17 protein-coding genes and 1 tRNA gene are annotated in these 15,648 nt (G+C 69.1%); 5 read left to right on the forward strand and 13 right to left on the reverse strand.

Features of this window, described 5'->3' with window-relative positions; genetic code table 11:
* Positions 1 to 29 precede the first annotated feature (29 nt).
* The 5 genes from BXU09_RS07950 to BXU09_RS07970 all read right to left on the reverse strand — a co-directional run bounded on the left by BXU09_RS07950 (position 30) and on the right by BXU09_RS07970 (position 4,243).
* Entirely contained in the window at positions 30 to 503 is a 474-nt protein-coding gene (locus BXU09_RS07950; RefSeq protein WP_078301710.1) for a DinB family protein, read from the reverse strand.
* Positions 500 to 1,183, reverse strand: a complete 684-nt coding sequence (purQ, locus tag BXU09_RS07955) for a phosphoribosylformylglycinamidine synthase subunit PurQ (RefSeq protein ID WP_078301712.1) — start codon at positions 1,181 to 1,183, stop codon at positions 500 to 502. Before purQ ends, BXU09_RS07950 begins: the two co-directional genes overlap by 4 nt.
* The gene (gene purS / locus BXU09_RS07960) at positions 1,180 to 1,455 is read right to left on the reverse strand and encodes a phosphoribosylformylglycinamidine synthase subunit PurS (RefSeq protein WP_055363814.1); all 276 of its coding nucleotides are present in this window, start codon (positions 1,453 to 1,455) and stop codon (positions 1,180 to 1,182) included. Before purS ends, purQ begins: the two co-directional genes overlap by 4 nt.
* 94 nt (positions 1,456 to 1,549) lie before the next feature.
* Positions 1,550 to 2,278, reverse strand: a complete 729-nt coding sequence (gene purC, locus BXU09_RS07965) for a phosphoribosylaminoimidazolesuccinocarboxamide synthase (RefSeq protein ID WP_078301713.1) — start codon at positions 2,276 to 2,278, stop codon at positions 1,550 to 1,552.
* A gap of 504 nt (positions 2,279 to 2,782) precedes the next feature.
* Positions 2,783 to 4,243: a DR2241 family protein gene (locus tag BXU09_RS07970; protein WP_078301715.1), complete on the reverse strand. Its 1,461-nt coding sequence runs from the start codon at positions 4,241 to 4,243 to the stop codon at positions 2,783 to 2,785.
* A gap of 64 nt (positions 4,244 to 4,307) precedes the next feature.
* Between BXU09_RS07970 and BXU09_RS07975 the strand changes: the two genes are divergently transcribed.
* A complete protein-coding gene (locus BXU09_RS07975) occupies positions 4,308 to 4,874 on the forward strand; it encodes a peptidylprolyl isomerase (protein WP_078301717.1) in 567 nt (188 codons plus the stop codon).
* A gap of 245 nt (positions 4,875 to 5,119) precedes the next feature.
* Here the strand turns inward: BXU09_RS07975 and rpoZ are convergent, their stop codons facing one another.
* The 3 genes from rpoZ to BXU09_RS07990 all read right to left on the reverse strand — a co-directional run bounded on the left by rpoZ (position 5,120) and on the right by BXU09_RS07990 (position 7,207).
* On the reverse strand, positions 5,120 to 5,419 hold the full coding sequence (rpoZ, locus tag BXU09_RS07980) for a DNA-directed RNA polymerase subunit omega (RefSeq protein ID WP_055363817.1): 300 nt from the start codon (positions 5,417 to 5,419) through the stop codon (positions 5,120 to 5,122).
* Positions 5,420 to 5,549: 130 nt separating this feature from the next.
* Positions 5,550 to 7,037, reverse strand: coding sequence for a decarboxylating NADP(+)-dependent phosphogluconate dehydrogenase (gene gnd, locus BXU09_RS07985; RefSeq protein WP_078301718.1), 1,488 nt, complete (start codon positions 7,035 to 7,037; stop codon positions 5,550 to 5,552).
* Positions 7,038 to 7,132: 95 nt separating this feature from the next.
* Positions 7,133 to 7,207: transfer RNA gene (locus BXU09_RS07990), tRNA-Thr, on the reverse strand.
* Between the two features lie 110 nt (positions 7,208 to 7,317).
* Between BXU09_RS07990 and bshB1 the strand changes: the two genes are divergently transcribed.
* Entirely contained in the window at positions 7,318 to 8,052 is a 735-nt protein-coding gene (bshB1, locus tag BXU09_RS07995) for a bacillithiol biosynthesis deacetylase BshB1 (protein ID WP_144012023.1), read from the forward strand.
* 21 nt (positions 8,053 to 8,073) lie between these two features.
* Here the strand turns inward: bshB1 and BXU09_RS08000 are convergent, their stop codons facing one another.
* From BXU09_RS08000 to BXU09_RS08010, 3 genes are read right to left on the reverse strand one after another with little or no spacing between them, the layout of a single operon-like run.
* The gene (locus tag BXU09_RS08000) at positions 8,074 to 8,652 is read right to left on the reverse strand and encodes a hypothetical protein (protein ID WP_144012024.1); all 579 of its coding nucleotides are present in this window, start codon (positions 8,650 to 8,652) and stop codon (positions 8,074 to 8,076) included.
* A gap of 47 nt (positions 8,653 to 8,699) precedes the next feature.
* On the reverse strand, positions 8,700 to 9,689 hold the full coding sequence (locus BXU09_RS08005) for a ParA family protein (RefSeq protein WP_078301723.1): 990 nt from the start codon (positions 9,687 to 9,689) through the stop codon (positions 8,700 to 8,702).
* Positions 9,689 to 10,144 carry a peroxiredoxin gene (locus BXU09_RS08010; protein ID WP_078301725.1) on the reverse strand — a complete coding sequence of 152 codons (456 nt, stop codon included), beginning with the start codon at positions 10,142 to 10,144 and terminating at the stop codon, positions 9,689 to 9,691. Before BXU09_RS08010 ends, BXU09_RS08005 begins: the two co-directional genes overlap by 1 nt.
* A gap of 393 nt (positions 10,145 to 10,537) precedes the next feature.
* Between BXU09_RS08010 and BXU09_RS08015 the strand changes: the two genes are divergently transcribed.
* The 3 genes from BXU09_RS08015 to BXU09_RS08025 all read left to right on the forward strand — a co-directional run bounded on the left by BXU09_RS08015 (position 10,538) and on the right by BXU09_RS08025 (position 14,205).
* Positions 10,538 to 11,629 carry an acyl-ACP desaturase gene (locus tag BXU09_RS08015; protein ID WP_055363821.1) on the forward strand — a complete coding sequence of 364 codons (1,092 nt, stop codon included), beginning with the start codon at positions 10,538 to 10,540 and terminating at the stop codon, positions 11,627 to 11,629.
* A 237-nt stretch (positions 11,630 to 11,866) separates the two neighbouring features.
* Positions 11,867 to 12,808, forward strand: coding sequence for a polysaccharide deacetylase family protein (locus BXU09_RS08020; RefSeq protein ID WP_078301726.1), 942 nt, complete (start codon positions 11,867 to 11,869; stop codon positions 12,806 to 12,808).
* Positions 12,805 to 14,205: an MFS transporter gene (locus tag BXU09_RS08025; RefSeq protein WP_078301728.1), complete on the forward strand. Its 1,401-nt coding sequence runs from the start codon at positions 12,805 to 12,807 to the stop codon at positions 14,203 to 14,205. Before BXU09_RS08020 ends, BXU09_RS08025 begins: the two co-directional genes overlap by 4 nt.
* Here BXU09_RS08025 and prmC read toward each other — a convergent pair.
* Complete coding sequence (gene prmC, locus BXU09_RS08030; protein ID WP_078301729.1) at positions 14,202 to 15,044, reverse strand: peptide chain release factor N(5)-glutamine methyltransferase; 843 nt, start codon at positions 15,042 to 15,044, stop codon at positions 14,202 to 14,204. The genes BXU09_RS08025 and prmC overlap by 4 nt on opposite strands.
* 4 nt (positions 15,045 to 15,048) lie before the next feature.
* On the reverse strand, positions 15,049 to 15,630 hold the full coding sequence (locus BXU09_RS08035; protein ID WP_078301731.1) for a protein jag: 582 nt from the start codon (positions 15,628 to 15,630) through the stop codon (positions 15,049 to 15,051).
* Between the last annotated feature and the right edge of the window lie 18 nt (positions 15,631 to 15,648).

Consider the following 15,648-nt stretch of genomic DNA (forward strand, 5'->3'; position numbering starts at 1 on the left):
GGAGGGGCGGGTGGGCGAGGGCACGTGCGTCAGATCGGCACTTTCAGCGACTGCTTCAGCTGGCCCCGGTGGTACGCCGTGTGGCGCAGGTGCAGGTTCAGCCCGGCGAGGCGTTCGCGCGTGCCGGTGGGCGCGGCGGGCGAGCGCAGCGGGTCGTTCAGTTCGTCGTCCCGCAGGCCGCGAATGGTGGCAATCAGGACGCTGCCGACCTGATCGAGTTCGGTCAGGATGGCGTCCTTGGGGTCCGTTTCGGTCAGGCGGGGCGTGCCCAGGAACTCACCGATCCACGCGGAGTCCTCCCAGCCCAGATGGGCGTAGGTGGGGCTCAGGTCCTGCAACGCGAAGAAGCGCAGCCACTCGGCGATGTGCAGGGCGTGCCACGCGGGACTGTGGCCCAGGCGCGGCACGGCGAACTCGCTGTCCGGAACGGCGTCCAAGGCGGCGCGCAGGGCAGCGAGTTCCTGCTCGTATGCGCCGGCCAGGAACGCCTGCACGGTCGTCATGCGGGGGCCTGGGCGGGCATCCCGGCCCGTGCGAGGCTGCTGAACAGGCCCCGCCCGTCCTCGCTGCCCAGCAGGGCCTCCACGGCCCGTTCGGGGTGCGGCATCATGCCCAGCACGTTGCCGCGTTCGTTCACGATTCCGGCAATGTCGTTCAGGCTGCCGTTGGGGTTGTCGGCGTAGCGGAACACGACCTGCCCGTTGCCTTCCAGCCGGGCAATAGTTTCGGGGTCGGCGTAGTAGTTGCCCTCGCCGTGCGCGATGGGCACCTCGATGACCTGCCCCTTCGTGTACGCGCCGGTAAAGGCCGTGCTGGCGTTCTCGACGCGCAGGTGCACGGGGCGGCACATGAAGTGCAGGTCGCGGTTGCGGCTCAGGGCGCCGGGCAGCAGGCCCGACTCGGTCAGGACCTGAAAGCCGTTGCAGACGCCCAGCACGAATCCCCCGCGTTCGGCGTGCGCCTTGACGGCCTGCATGATCGGGCTGCGCGCAGCGATCGCGCCGGAGCGCAGGTGATCGCCGTAACTGAACCCGCCGGGCAGGAACACCAGTTCGGTGCCGTCCGGCAGGCCGGCCTCGGTGTGCCACACGAACTGCGCGCCCTCATCAAGGAGCAACCGCGCGGCGTGCAGGGCGTCGCCGTCGCAGTTACTGCCGGGGAACTGGATGACGGCCGTCTTCACGCGCCGACCCGCTCCTCGCCCTGTTGTTCACTGAGCTCCCAGCGGGCGTCCTCCATCACGGGGTTGCTCAGCACGTTCTCGGTGATGTCCTTCAGCTGCGCCTCGACCTCGGCGCGGCTGCCGCTGAGGGTCAGTTCGATGTACTTCCCGACGCGCACGCCGCTCACGTTGCCGTGATCGAGGTGAGACAGCGCCCGCTCCACGGTGCGCCCCTGCGGGTCGAGAATGCTGGGCTTCAGGGTCACGAACACTTTCGCTTTAAAGGTGGACATGGTGGGGCTCCTTCGGAGGGCAGATGGCAAGAGGCGAATGGCAGATGGTCAGGAGGGCTGGCGCAGGTGGATCGTGGCGGTCGGCCATCGACCTTCAGCCATTCGCGCCCGGTTCGGTCACGCGCCGGAGCATTTCCGCGTAGGCGTCTTCCACGCCGCCGAGGTCGCGGCGGAAGCGGTCCTTGTCCATCTTCTCGTTGGTCTGGGCGTCCCAGAAGCGGCAGGTGTCGGGGCTGATCTCGTCGGCCAGGACGACCGTGCCGTCCGCGAGCGTGCCGAATTCCAGCTTGAAGTCGATGAGTTTCACGCCGCGCGCCGCGAAGTACGGCACCAGGAACGCCTGCACGTTCAGTGCCAGCTCACGGATGCGCTTCAGCTGCTCGGGGGTGGCCCAGCCGAGCGCGACGGCGGTGTCGGTGTTGATCAGCGGGTCGCCCAGCGCGTCGCTCTTGTAGCAGTACTCCACGACCGGGCGGGACAGCGGCGTGCCTTCCTCGACGCCCAGGCGTTTGCTGAACGACCCGGCGGCCACGTTGCGCACGATGACCTCGACCGGGATGATCGTCACGGCCCGCACGCGCTGCTCGGTCGGCGAGAGCAGTTCGATGAAGTGCGTGGGCACCCCGGCCGCCTCCAGCTGCGGGAACAGGTGCGCGGTGATCGCGTTGTTGATGGCGCCCTTGCCCCCGATCTGCGCTTTCTTCACGCCGTTGAAGGCGGTCGCGTCGTCCTTGTACTCCACGACGTACTCGGCGGGATTGGCGGTGGCGTAGACACGTTTGGCCTTACCTTCGTACTTCAGTTCGCCTCGGCTTGCGGTCATGCGTCCTCCAGGGGGGTGGGGGCGGCCTGGGCGGGCGTGTCCCCGGAATGTAGGAAAAGCGTCCCCCGCAGTTGACCGGGGCGACGCTGGAATGTCGCGGTGCTGAACATGTGAAGCCTCCATCGCCGTCTCTCGGACGGGCTTACCGCCCTTGTTTCACGGCGCGCGGCCGGGGCGGGGCGTCTCACAGGACGCGGGTGGAAGAAAAGGGAAGTGCAATCCACCCTCCACGCGGGAGGGCTGATCACCGCCTGACAGCGTAACACCCCCGCGCGCCGGAACGCCGGGGGTGTTCAGAGGACTCGGACAAACGCCGCCTACAACGGGGCAGATCGGTCAGTGGCGGTTCAGGTCAGTGGCTGTGCCTTTCCTACGGATTCCGTTTGTTTCGCTGACAATCCGGAACTTCACCGGATTGCCAGCTCCACGTCCGGAACCCGTTTTGCTCCTGCTCGCGTCCGCTCGGATTGAATGGCTTTGTAAGCCATTCAATCCGAGTCCGTATCAGTGGCTGTGCGAGTGCCCGCCGCCGCGTTTCCCGCTGACTTCCTCGCGGACCTCGGCCACCACGAACGTGCAGGCCTCGGCGCAGGGAATGCCGCCCGGCACGCCGTTCAGGAACGACTGCGTGAGCTTGTGCCCCGCCCACAGGCGCGTGCGCAGGCACCCGGTACACACGTCCTGCGCCACGTGCTCCACCTGCGCGGGCGTCGCCTTCTGCACCTTGGCGTAGATGCCGGTCTGCCGCCGCGCCGTGGTCGCCCAGGGCGTGGGCCGCAGCGCGTGGCAATCGTGTGCGTACGTCTCCTCGATCACCGCCGGGTACACGTAATGCATGGCGCGGCGCAGGTCCGCCTCGCTCAGCACCGCCCGCCAGCCGCGCGGCAGGTTCCGCAGCGTGTGCACGGGCCGGTGCTCGCCGCCATCCGTGAAGCGTACCTGATCCCGCACACCCTCCGGCGTGACGAGCGTGGTCAGGTCCCCGCCGGGGCGGCCCTCGTCCAGCGCGTTACGCAGCTCGAACACGCCCAGTTCCGGCGTGACCAGCACCTCCCCGACCCGCAGGCCCAAGCGCGCGCCCTTCAGGAACGCCTGCCACGCCGCCTCATGCCCGCGCTCTGTGTCGCCGCCCGGCCCGCCCGCCCCGCTGGCCTCCTCCGCCAGATGCAGGATCACGTCGGCGACCGCTGCGTGCGTGCCCACCGGCTTGGCGTAGAACACCTGCTGATGCCCGTGCGGGTTCTCCGGGAAGTCCGTGACGGTGCCGGTCAGGCCCATGTCCTCGGGAATGGTTTCCAGGGTGTGCCAGCCCTCGCTGGCGAAGAACGGCACGACCACCACGCGCGGCGACCGCACCGTCTCGGGCCACGTACCCACCTTGGGGTCCTCGTCCAGGAACAGGGCCTGCACCTCGGCGAACTGCCCGGACTCGCGGATACGGTCGGCGTTCTGGTACACGATCCGGTTGCTGTTCTCGTTGCGGGTCGTGCCGTGCCCCAGCACGATCAGCGCCGTGTCCTCGGGGCTGGCGTCGGGCAGCACCTCGCGCGCGCGTTCCAGGATCACGTCCGTCATGCTGGGATGCACGCCGTACGGCAGGGTGTAGCGCACGGTCCGGCCGCCAATCACGCGGGCCACGCCCTCGGGCGGCACCGGCCCCTGGTGACCCAGGCCCATCTCGCGCGGAATCACGGTCTCCGTGAAGTACCCCTCGCTGATGAACATCGGAATGACCGTCACGTCCGTGCTGGCCGTCGTCTTCAGCACCTGCCGCAGCGAGGGTTCCTCCTTCCAGTACCCTTCGATGACCTCGTCGAACAGCCCACGCTGACGGATCAGTTCCGCATACCGGTACACCGCGACCGCCGACTCACCGTTCAGGTGAGATCCATGACCAATAAGCACCAGGGAACGCATACCCACCGACTGTAGCGCCCGCCCGCGCCCGGAATTGTCCCGGAACATGCGGTCCCCTTCCCACACCCCTGCCCCGCACCCACCCCGCGCCCCGGCAGGTAGACTGTGCCGCATGAGCGACCTCTATCAGGCAGACGGTTTCACGCCCAGCCCGGAACTCAGCGCCGAGCGCCAGACCAGCTTCAAGGCCGCCCCGGAACTCGGGGACGGCATCGAGCCCGGCAAGGCCTACCGCGCCGTGCTGGAAACCAGCAAGGGCCGCCTGGTCGTCGAACTGCACGCCGACGACGCGCCCGTCACCGTGAACTCGTTCGCGTACCTGCTGCGTCACCACTACTACGACGGCATCAAGTTCCACCGCGTCATCAACGGCTTCATGGCGCAGGCCGGCGACCCCACCGGCACCGGCGCCGGCGGCCCCGGCTACGACTTCGAGGACGAGCACAACCAGCACCGCCACCAGGGCAAGGGCGTCCTGAGCATGGCCAACCGTGGCCCGAACACCAACGGCAGCCAGTTCTTCATCACCTTCACCGACACCCCCCACCTCGACGGCCGCCACACCGTCTTCGGCCGCGTCGTCGAGGGCCTCGACGTGCTGGACCGCCTGACCCGCATCGAGCCCGGCATGCGCGGCACGCCCGACGTGATCGAAACCGCGTACCTCGTCGAGAAGTAAGACCGACTCCGATGGGATGGGCTGCAAAGCCCATTCAATCCGAGCGAAGCGAGTGGGAGCAAAACAGGTTCCGGGCGTGGAGTCGGCAACCCGGCGATGTTCCGGGTTGTCGGCGAAACAGACGGAATCCGTGAGAAGGACTCCGGTTGAATGACTTGCTAGAGCCGTTCAACCGGGTGTGTAGCACCCGCAGCAACAAGAAGAAGACAGCGCCCCGGTGTGGGCGCTGTCTTCCTTGTGGGGGTTCAGTCGCGTTCGCGTTCGCGTTCGGCGTTCAGCTGGGCCTGAAGCTGAGCCTGACGCTGCCGCACGTAATCCTGCTGGAAACGCGGCTCGTCGATCAGGTTCGTGCCGACCGTGAGTTTCCCGGTCGCCAGTTCCCGCATGGCCTGCGTGACCAGGTTCCGGTGCCGCACGCGCTGCTCGACCGGCAGCACGCTCGGCGCGCCGGAACGCAGCTGCAGCGCGCGCTTGGCCGTGACCACACTCAGTCGGTACTTGCTGTCCGTCATGGACAGCAGCTTGTCGATGTCTTTTTCCGCCATTCTCGCAACCTCCCTGAAACACTGCCGTCCCGCGTGAGGCGGGTGGGTGTTCCGTCAGCCCCCCACTGTAGCCCAGCCGGGCCGGGCACACCAAGCGCCCGGCCCACAATGCCCCCGCCGCAACGGACGTTCAGGCGTTGTACGTGCTGCTGGCCGTGTCGCCGCCCCGCCCGGTCCAGTTGGTGTGGAAGAACTCGCCGCGCGCCCGGTCCGTGCGCTCATACGTGTGCGCCCCGAAGTAATCCCGCTGCGCCTGCAACAGGTTCGCGGGCAGCCGCTCGGCGCGGTAGCCGTCGTAGTACGCCAGGGCGCTGCTGAACGCCGGAACCGGCACGCCACCCACCACGGCCGCCGCGACCGTCCCGCGCCACGCCGCCTGCGCGCCGCCCACCGCTTCCCGGAAGTACGGGGCGAGCAGCAGGTTCGGCAGGTCCGGCTGCGCGTCGAACGCCTCCTTGATGCGGTCCAGGAACGCCGCGCGGATGATGCACCCGCCGCGCCACATCTGCGCGATCTGCCCGTAATCCAGCGTCCACCCGGCGTCCCGCGCACTCAGGTGCAGCAGCTGGAAGCCCTGCGCGTACGCGGCGATCTTGCTCGCGTACAGCGCCTGCCGCACCCCCTCGATGAACGCCTCGCGGTCGGCGGGCGCCGCGAAGGTCGGGCCACTCAGGACGCGGCTGGCTGCCACGCGCTCGGCCTTCAGGGCGCTCATGGCGCGGGCGTACACGGCCTCCGTGATCGTCGCGGCCGGACTGCCGGCATCCAGCGCCGCCACCGACGTCCACTTACCCGTGCCCTTCTGCCCGGCGGCGTCCAGGATCATGTCCACCAGCGGTTGCCCGGTCAGGTCGTCCGTCTTGGCCAGAATGTCGGCCGTGATCTCGATCAGGTAACTGTTCAGCTCGCCCTCGTTCCAGCGGGCGAACACCGCGCCCGCCTCCGGCGCACTCAGGCCCGCGCCGTCCCGCAGGAGCTGGTACGCCTCCGCGATCATCTGCATGTCGGCGTACTCGATGCCGTTATGCACCATCTTCACGAAATGCCCCGCGCCCTCCGGCCCCACCCAGTCGCAGCAGGGTGCGCCGTCGGCCACCTTCGCCGCGATGCTCTGGAAGATCGGCCTGACCGCCTCCCACGCTGCCGGGTTCCCGCCCGGCATGATGCTCGGGCCGGTCAGCGCGCCCTCCTCACCGCCCGACACGCCGGTCCCCACGAACAGCAGCCCGTCCGCCGCGAGTTCCCGCGTGCGGCGCGTCGAATCCGCCGGGTGACTGTTCCCCCCGTCGATGATGATGTCACCGGGGCTCAGCAGCGGCCGCAGGTGCCCGATGAACTCGTCGACCGCCGCGCCCGCCTTCACCATCAGCATCACCTTGCGCGGCGCCTTGAGTTGCCCCACCAGTTCCTCCAGCGACCCGGCGCCCACGATGGACTTCCCGAGCGCGCGGCCCCCCGTGAACGCCGTCACCTTACTGACCGTCCGGTTGAACGCCGCGACCGTGAACCCCCGGCTCGCCATGTTCAGAATCAGGTTCTCACCCATCACCGCCAGCCCGATCACACCGATATCCGCCACCGGGCCCTGCCCGCCACCTGCCGCTGCGTCACTCGTCATGCGAGTAAGCGTACACCGCACACCAACCGGCGCCGGGAGCCTGTCAACACAGCCCCCAAACCGAAGAACCCCCGCACGCGGCGGGGGCTTTTCTTTGGGGCCAGAGGTCGGATTTGAACCGACGACCTACTGATTACGAATCAGTTGCTCTACCCCTGAGCTACACTGGCGGGATACAGGTTGGGACACTTCCGACGGAAGCTCAAAAAGTATATGGAGTGCGCCGGGGAGTGTCAAGGCGCCGGGTGCGGGCCTCGGTGGGGGCTCTATGCTGGCGGGCATGGTGACCGCAGGAACTCCGGAGGCGTTCGAGACGATTCATGGCGTGGCAGGGCCGCTGGACTGGCTGTGCCTCGCGCCGCACCCGGACGACGCGGAGATCGGCGCGGGCGGGACGCTGATCCGGCTGGCCCGCGCGGGGCGCGCCGTAGGCATCCTGGAACTGTCGCGGGGCGAGCGGGGCACGCAGGGCACGCCGGACGTGCGCGTGGCCGAGTGCGCCCGCGCGGCGGCCATCATGGGCCTGACGTGGCGCGGACAACTGGGCCTGCCGGACGGCGAACTGCGCGACACGCTGGACGGCGCGCACGCGCTGGCGTCGGTGTTGCGCGCGGTGCGGCCCCGCGTGCTGGTCGTCCCGCACCACCACGACCGCCACCCGGATCACTTCGGGACGTACCACCTGAGCAAGCGGGCCGTGCATCTGGCGCAACTGGCGAAAGCGGACCTGCCGGGAGAACCGCACCGGGTGGGGCGGGTGCTGCTGTACCAGGGGAACGCGGACATCACCCCGAACGTGCTGGTCGACGTGGAGGCCGTGCAGGACACCTGGGAGGCGGCGATCCTGGCGCACCAGAGTCAGTTCTCGGGGGCCGCCATCTCGGAGACGGTCACGCCGGAGATCGTGGAGCGCCGCCGCGCCCGCCTGACGTACTGGGGCACCCTGGCGCGCGTGCGCTACGCCGAGGCCTTCGAGGCGGACTCGGCGCTGCTGGTGGATCCCCTGGCATTGTGAGAAGAAACTTGCCTTCGCTCGTTATTCGGGAATGGTCAGCCCGACGTTTCTGGCGAGACGATTCTGCCGTTCAGGCTGGGTGGCGAGAGCTATCAGTAGTTCCTGGAATTCCTGCGGGTCGATCAGGGCAGGCATGAGGAATTCCTGCGGCGCGGTGAAGATCAACGCCAGGAGATCCGCCGCAGTGTGAGCTTCGTTATCGCTACCGTGGAGCAGCAACTCGATCAGAACAGCACGCACCGCATCCACACTCTGAATCAGGTTCATCTGGATGTGTTCCCGTTCGTGGATGGACAGCCGGTGACTGGGTGAGCCACTGGCGACCTCGTAGATCGCGTTGAGCAGCCACGGACGGCTTGCCGGGGTAGCGTGCCTCAGTCCAGCGAGCAGGGCGGGCAGCAACTTCGGGCCAGCCGGGTACAGAGAGCCCTGGATGACCGCCACGTTGTCGATCTGCCGGTAAAGTTTCTCCGCTTCGTCAGTCGTGTGACTTGCGGGGAGATCGCGGATCGCGACCAGAAGATCTGCGATCCGCTGGGCACCCCTTCCGTCGCCGTTCCACACGTCATCTGGTGTCAGGTCAGGGTCTGGGTGTCGCATGTTCCCGTTCACTGAGTAACCATCAGTTCTTTCTCCCAGGCTGCCGCTCAGTCCTGCTGCGGCCAGTCCTGGTAGGGGAGGGCGGGGTGCGGGCGGCTGGCCAGCAGTTCCTCGATCTCGTCGGCGAGGTCCAGGCCGTACTTGTAGGCGCTCTGCCCGGCGACCACGCCGCCGCCGTACTTCTCGCGGTAGTTGGCGGGGGTGCGTTCGAAGGTCATGGCCTCTGCGCTGGCGTTCGTCTGGGGGAGCACGGTCGTCAGGATCGGGGGGGTGCGCTCGCCGGTGCCGGCGAAGGCGCGTTGCAGGTCATCGGGGAGGCGTTGCAGGCCCTGGCGGTGCTGGCTGCTCTGGCTCTGGTACTTGGTGATCAGGACGCCCAGGGCGCTCAGGCGCAGGTTTCGGGCGCGGCGGATCTCGGCGATGCGTCCGGCGATCTGCGGGATGCCGTAGGTGCTCAGGCGGTCGGGGATGGTGGGGATCAGGTAGTGGTCGCTGATTTCCAGGCCGTTCTGCGTGACGAAGCCTAGGTTGGGCGGGCAGTCGATCAGGACGTAGTCGTACCCGGCGAAGTGCGGCGCGACGAACTTCTTCACGACTTCCATCGGGCCGGTCGAGTAGTACGTGCGGCCCGCGATGTCCTGCATGCGGTCCTGCACGTCGATCAACCGGATGGAGGAGGGCAGCAGGTCCACGCGGCCGTAGCGGGTGCCTTCGGGCAGCTGGTCCATCACCTCGGGCGGCACGCGGTTGAGGTTACTGGCGCCGCGCACGATGGCGCGCGTGGCGTCGAACGTGAAGGTGCCGTCGCCGCGCAGCAGGTCCAGGAACAGGTGCGCGAGCGTCTGGCCCGCCTCGTCGGCCCTCGCCCAGCGTTCCTCGCCGATCAGGGCGAGGGTGGCGTTCGTCTGGGGGTCCAGGTCGATGACCAGCACGCGCTTCTGCTTCATGAACGCCAGCGTGTCGGCCAGTTGCACGGTCGCCGTGGTTTTCGCCACGCCGCCCTTGAGGTTGATGAAACTCAGGACGACCGGGGCCATCAGAGTTCGCGGATCTTGGCCAGCACAGCCTCGGGCCGCACGGTGTAGTCGCCGGTCTTCTCCTCGACGTGCTGGTAGCGGATCACGCCCTCCCGGTCAATCAGGAACACAGCCCGGCCGCTGATGCCCCGGTCGTCGATGGCCACCCCGTACGAGCGGGCCACGTCGAGTTTCATGTCGGCCAGCAGCGGCACCTCGATGCCGTACTCGGCGGCCCAGGCCTTGTGGGCGTGCACGCTGTCGCGGTTCACGCCCAGCACGACCGCCCCGGCGTCCGCGAAATCATCCTGGCGACCCGAGTACTCCGGAAGCTGCATGGAGCACACGGGACTGAAATCCAGCGGGTAGAACACCAGCACCACGGCGCTGTGGCCGCGGTAACTGCTCAGGGTGATCTGCTCGCCGGTCGAGGCGGGCAGGGTGAAGTCCGGCGCAGGCTGTCCCACAAGGCTCATGCCCGCAGTGTAGCGGGCCGAGCCCCCGTGGGCCGCCTGATTTCCGGCAGTTGTCCGGCCTGCGTGCCCGGCGTTGTCTGATACGGACTCCGATTGAAGGGGCTGCAAAGACCCTTCAATCCGAGCGGATGCGAGTGGGAGTAGGGCGGGTTCCGGACGTGGAGCTGGCAATCCGGTGAAGTTCCGGATTGTCAGCGAAACAAACGGAATCCGTATGACCTGCGTGTCTGGCCCGCCCGGCTGTCCCCGTCTGCGCTGCACCTTTGAACCGCGTCCCGCTTTGCCCCCCCTGCCCGGCGCGCGGGATTACGCTGGGTGGGTACCGTCCCCGGCGTCTGCACCGTTCACGCCCTGCACGCACCCCCGCCGGGACGGCCCCGAGGAGGAATTCCCATGGCTGACGTAATGCCCCCCAACATGCTGAACGACCGCCCGCGCACCCCCGCCGGTCTGCTGAGCAACGCCGAGAAGGACCGCCTGATCGAACGAGGGTTCCTGGGCCTGTACCGCTGGTACACCGCGCGCAGTCAGGAGACCCGCAACTGGAACCCGGACCGCTCCTTCGACTGGCGCACCATGAACAAGGACCTGCCGCCGGAACTGATCACGGTCCTCCAGGGGTTCTTCGCGGTCGAGCAGTACGCGCCGGACTTCACGAGTAACCTCATTCACCTCGTGCGCCGCAGCCACGGCCGCTCGCACTTCCAGATGCGCTGGGGCAGCGAGGAGGAAAAACACGCCGACGCCTGGGAGAACGCCGTGCTGTTCAGCGGCCAGCGCAGCCCGCAGTGGATCGCGGAGTACAAGGACCGCCTGAAATCCCAGACCTGGGAACTGCCGTTCCCGGACGCCATCCATAACCTCGTGTACACCGTGTTCCAGGAGCGCGCCACGCAGCTGAACTACCTGAACATGATGAAGATCGCGCAGGGCAAGAGCGACAAACCGCACCTGCGGGGCGTGACCGACCCGGTCCTCGCGAAGGTCGCGCAGACCATCGCCGTGGACGAGGCCGCGCACTACAACTTCTTCCTGGAAGGCGTGCGCATGTACCTGTACTACTACCCGGAACGTACCCTGAACGCCATCAAGAACGTCATCGGGCAGTTCAGCATGCCCGCCGCGACCCTGGTGCCCAACTGGGAGCACTTCTACGAGACGGTGTACCGCGCTGGCATCTACGGCCCCCGCGACTTCCAGCGGGACGTGATGCAGGTCGCCTTCCGCAACATGGGCATCGAGAGCCGCAAGGCGCTGGAAGAAGGCATCCGCAAGACCCGCGAGGTTCCGGACTTCGACGGCGGGAACTTCAAGACGACCGCCATCTGGGACACCTTCGACTACGGCGCCGTGGAAGGCGACGTGAAACGCCTGCACGTGAAAATCCAGGAGTACGAGAAGGAAATCGGCTTTGACCTGTACGACCCGACCGAATTCATCGAGAACCCGGAGAAACCCGCCGGCACCCAGGCCGCCGACGACTGAACACGGCCCGCCTGAAGCTGGAAGCCCGCCCGCGCCCCGTGCGCGTGGCGGGCTTTTGCGTATTCCGGTGCGCCGCCGCTTCACGCGGCTGGCCGGGCAGGGGGCGTGCGGTGTGCAGGCGGGTGCGGGGCGTGGCATGCTGACCGTGTTCCTCTGTCCGGCGCCCGTTCCGTCACCGTTTCCGTTTTCACTGGAGTGCGCGGCCCTGTCCGCTGCGCGCCCATCAGGAGGCCGCGTATGATCCCACCGACTGCCCAGACTGCCGCCCGGCTGAACCCGGAGCGTCCCAACCCGGCGCTGGCCGCGCTGGGCTACGCGCCGGACGACCGCGTGGTGATCTTTCACGCGGACGACCTGGGCATGTGTCAGGCGACCGTGAGTGCCTGCCTGGACCTGTTCGGGACGGGCACGCTGTCGTCGGCGTCGGTCATGACGACCTGTGCGTGGGCACCGGCGGCGGCCGGGGTGGCGCGTGAATTCCCGGACGCGGACCTGGGCGTGCACCTGACCCTGACGAGCGAGTGGAGCGAGTACCGCTGGGCGGCCCTGAGTACCCGCGACCCGGCCACCGGCCTGCTGGACGCGCAGGGGCAGCTGCACGCGACTGTCGAGGCGGCCCGCCTGCACGGCGTTCCGGCGGCCGTGCGCGCCGAGATGGACGCCCAGATCGTCCGGGCGCTGGACCTGGGCATCGAGGTCTCGCACGTGGACGCGCACATGGGGGCCGTCGCGCACCCGCGCTTCCTGCCGGACTGCATCGAGCTGGCGCTGCGGCACGGCGCGGTCCCGATGTTCCCGCGCCTGGACAGTGCCGGGTGGCGCTCGCACGGGCTGGACGCGCGCGACGCGGCGCAGGCGGCGCAGTTCACGCAGGCGCTGGAGGCGCGCGGGCTGCCGCTGGTGGATCACCTCGTGATGCTGCCGCTGCACTCGGGCGGGGATCAGGTGCCCCTGATCGAGGACCTGCTGGGCAGCCTCCCGCCGGGCCTGACGCACTTCATCCTGCACCCCGCGCGGGACACGCCGGAACTGCGCGCCATTGCCAGCGACTGGGCGGGCCGGGTGGCGAACCACGCGGCGTTCATGGACCCGCGCCTGCCCGGCGTGATCGAACGCAGCGGTGTGAAGGTTATTTCCTACCGCGCGCTGCGGCCGCTGCTGGGCGCGGTCCTGCCATGACGGTCCCCATCCCGGCCACCGGCCTGACGCCGGACGCGACGCCCGACATGACGCCCGACACGACCTCCGCGCAGCGCTGGCGGTACGCGGTCATGAACTTCGGGCTGACCATCCCGGTGCAGACCGGCAGTTTCCTGCTGCTGTACTACGTGGACGACCGCCGCATGGACCCCGCCTGGGCCGCGACCGCCCTGACCTGCTTCGCCGTGTACAACGCCGCGAACAACCCGGTCATCGGGTTCCTGAGCGACCGGACCCGCTCGCGCTGGGGCCGCCGCATTCCGTTCGTGCGCTTCGGGTTCCTGCCGGGCCTGATCCTGTTCACGCTGCTGTTCTCGGCGCCATTCGACGGCGTGAGCAGCCCCGCAGCGCTGCTGGTGTACTTCGTGGTCGTCTGGACGCTCTGGGAGACGGTCAGCACGGCCGTCGGCACCGGTTACCTGTCACTGCTGCCCGAGATGTTCCGCACCTTCCGGGAACGCACGGACGTCGCGTGGCGCATGAACGTCGTGCAGGTCGCCGGACTGCTGATCGGGCTGGCGCTGCCGCCCCTGCTGGCAGGACTGCTCGGCTGGGGCGTCATGGCGGCCCTGTTCGCCGTGCTGGCCGCCGCCGCGATCCTGTTCGGGCTGGGCAGCCTGTTCGAGCGTCCGGGCACCGCCGCGCCGGGCCTGGGGTTCTTCCGGGCGGCGCGCGTCACGTTCCGCAACCCGGCGTTCCTGACCGTCGTAGCCGCGCAGACCATGCGCTTCTTCTGCACGGGCACCCTGGCGACCGGCATGGGCTTCTACGTGCGCTACAGCCTGGGCGAGACGGGCGGCGCCGCCACCACCCTGCTGCTGGCCTCCGCGTTCGTCACGGCGGGCGCGGCCCTGTGGCCCTGGCGGACCTTCGTGACCCCCCGCCTGGGCGCCCGCGGCACGCTGATGCTGGCCTTCGCGCTGGGGGCCGCCGCGCTGGTCCCGCTGGCGCTGGTCAGCACGCTGGCCGGCGCGCTCGTCTCGACCGTATTGTTCGGAGTGGCGCTGTCGGGCATGATCCTGATGGGCGACGTGATCCTGGGCGACGTGATCGATGAGGACGAACTCCGCACCGGCGAGCGCCGTGAGGGCCTGTACTACGGCATGTCCGGCTTCATCACCACCCTGAGCGCCGCACTGACCGCGCAGGCCTTCGGGGCGGTCACGCGCGCCAGCGGCTACGACCCTACCCTGACCACGCAACCCGACGCGGTCGCCGGGGCCTTCCGCTTCTTCATGACCGGCCCGCCCATCGCGGGCGCGCTGCTGGCCGTGGCGCTGCTGGCCCTGTACCCGCTGCACGGCGAACGACTGAACGCCGTGCGCGCCGCCCTGGCACGGAAACGACTGGAACGGGCCACGGCGGGCGGAGGTTAACCCGACTGCCCGGCCCGCCGCGCCTGCACGAAGCGTTCCCGGCCGGTCAGGTCGGCGTGCAGCTGCGCGTCCCAGCCGCCTGCGCGCAGCTCGGCGGCCAGTGTGGCAGCGTTGCGCGGGTCGAGTTCCAGCCACAGCGCCCCGCCCGCTGCCAGTGCGGGCGAGGCCTGTGCGGCCAGCCTCCGGGCCAGGGTCAGGCCGTCCGGGCCGGAGTACAGCGCCAGATCCGGGTCGCGCTGCACTTCCGGGTCGGCGTGCGCGCGGTCCCCTTCCGGCAGGTACGGGGGGTTGCTGACGATCAGGTCGAACGGGCCGGGCACGCCCGCCAGCAGGTCCGCCTGCAGCCACGTGACTTCCAGGCCGTTCAGGGCGGCGTTCTCGCGCGCCAGGGCCAGCGCGCCTGGGCTGAGGTCCGTGGCGGTCACGGCCGCGCCGGGGCAGGCAGCCTTCACGCCCAGCGCCAGCGCGCCCGTGCCGGTGCCCACGTCCAGCACGCGCGGCTGAGCCCTGGACTGCAGGCCCGGCAGCAGCAGGTGCAGCAGCCACTCGGTTTCCGGGCGGGGCACCAGGGCGCGCGGGTCGCAGCGCAGCCGCACGCCGCCCCACTCGACCTCGCCCAGAATGTGTTGCAGCGGCTCGCGCGCCGCCCGGCGGTCCAGCAGCGTCGCGTAACGCGCCTGACCGTCCGCGCCGACCGGTTCGTGCGCGCGGGTCAGTAGCGCCGTGGGCGTCAGGTGCAGGGCGCTCAGCAGCAGCTCGCGGGCGTCCACCTCCGGGGAGGGAACGCCCGCGCTGCCCAGCCGCGCCGCGCCCTGCCTCAACAGGTCACGCAGCTGCACGCCCTTACCCGTGCCGGGGTTTGATAATCAGTCGCCGGGCGTTGCCCTCCCCGATGGACTCGCTCATCACGTCCGGGTGCTCTTTCAGGGCGATGTGAATCACGCGCCGTTCGGAGGCGGGCATGGGCTGTAACTCGTGCGGCTCGCCGCTCTTGGCGACCTGCACGGCCAGCCGCTCGGCCAGTTTGCTGAGTGCCTCGGCCTGCCGCTTGCGGTACCCGCCGATATCCACCCGCACGCGCAGGTTCCCGCGTCCTTCCTGCTTGGCGAGGACCGTGTAGGCCAGCACCTCGATGGCGCCCAGGGTGCGGCCGTCCCGCCCGGCGAAACGGGCGGCGTTCTCGCCGGTGATCTCGGCTTCCAGCGCGTCGTCCGCCTGCGTGACATTCACCTGGAGCTCCGGGTCGATGCGGCCCAGCAGGCCCCGCAGGAACGCTTCGAGGGTGGACCGCGGGTCCTCGGCTGCGGCTTCCAGCGTGGGGGTGCCGGTCAGGGCGTCCGGAGCGGGCGGTGGCAGCTCGCTCTCGTCGGCGTCGCTGATACCCAGCCCCGCGAGGTAGTCGTCGAGGTTCGTGCGGTTATCCATGCCCCGCAGTCTAGCGCG

Source organism: Deinococcus sp. LM3 (assembly GCF_002017875.1).
Classification (GTDB): domain Bacteria; phylum Deinococcota; class Deinococci; order Deinococcales; family Deinococcaceae; genus Deinococcus.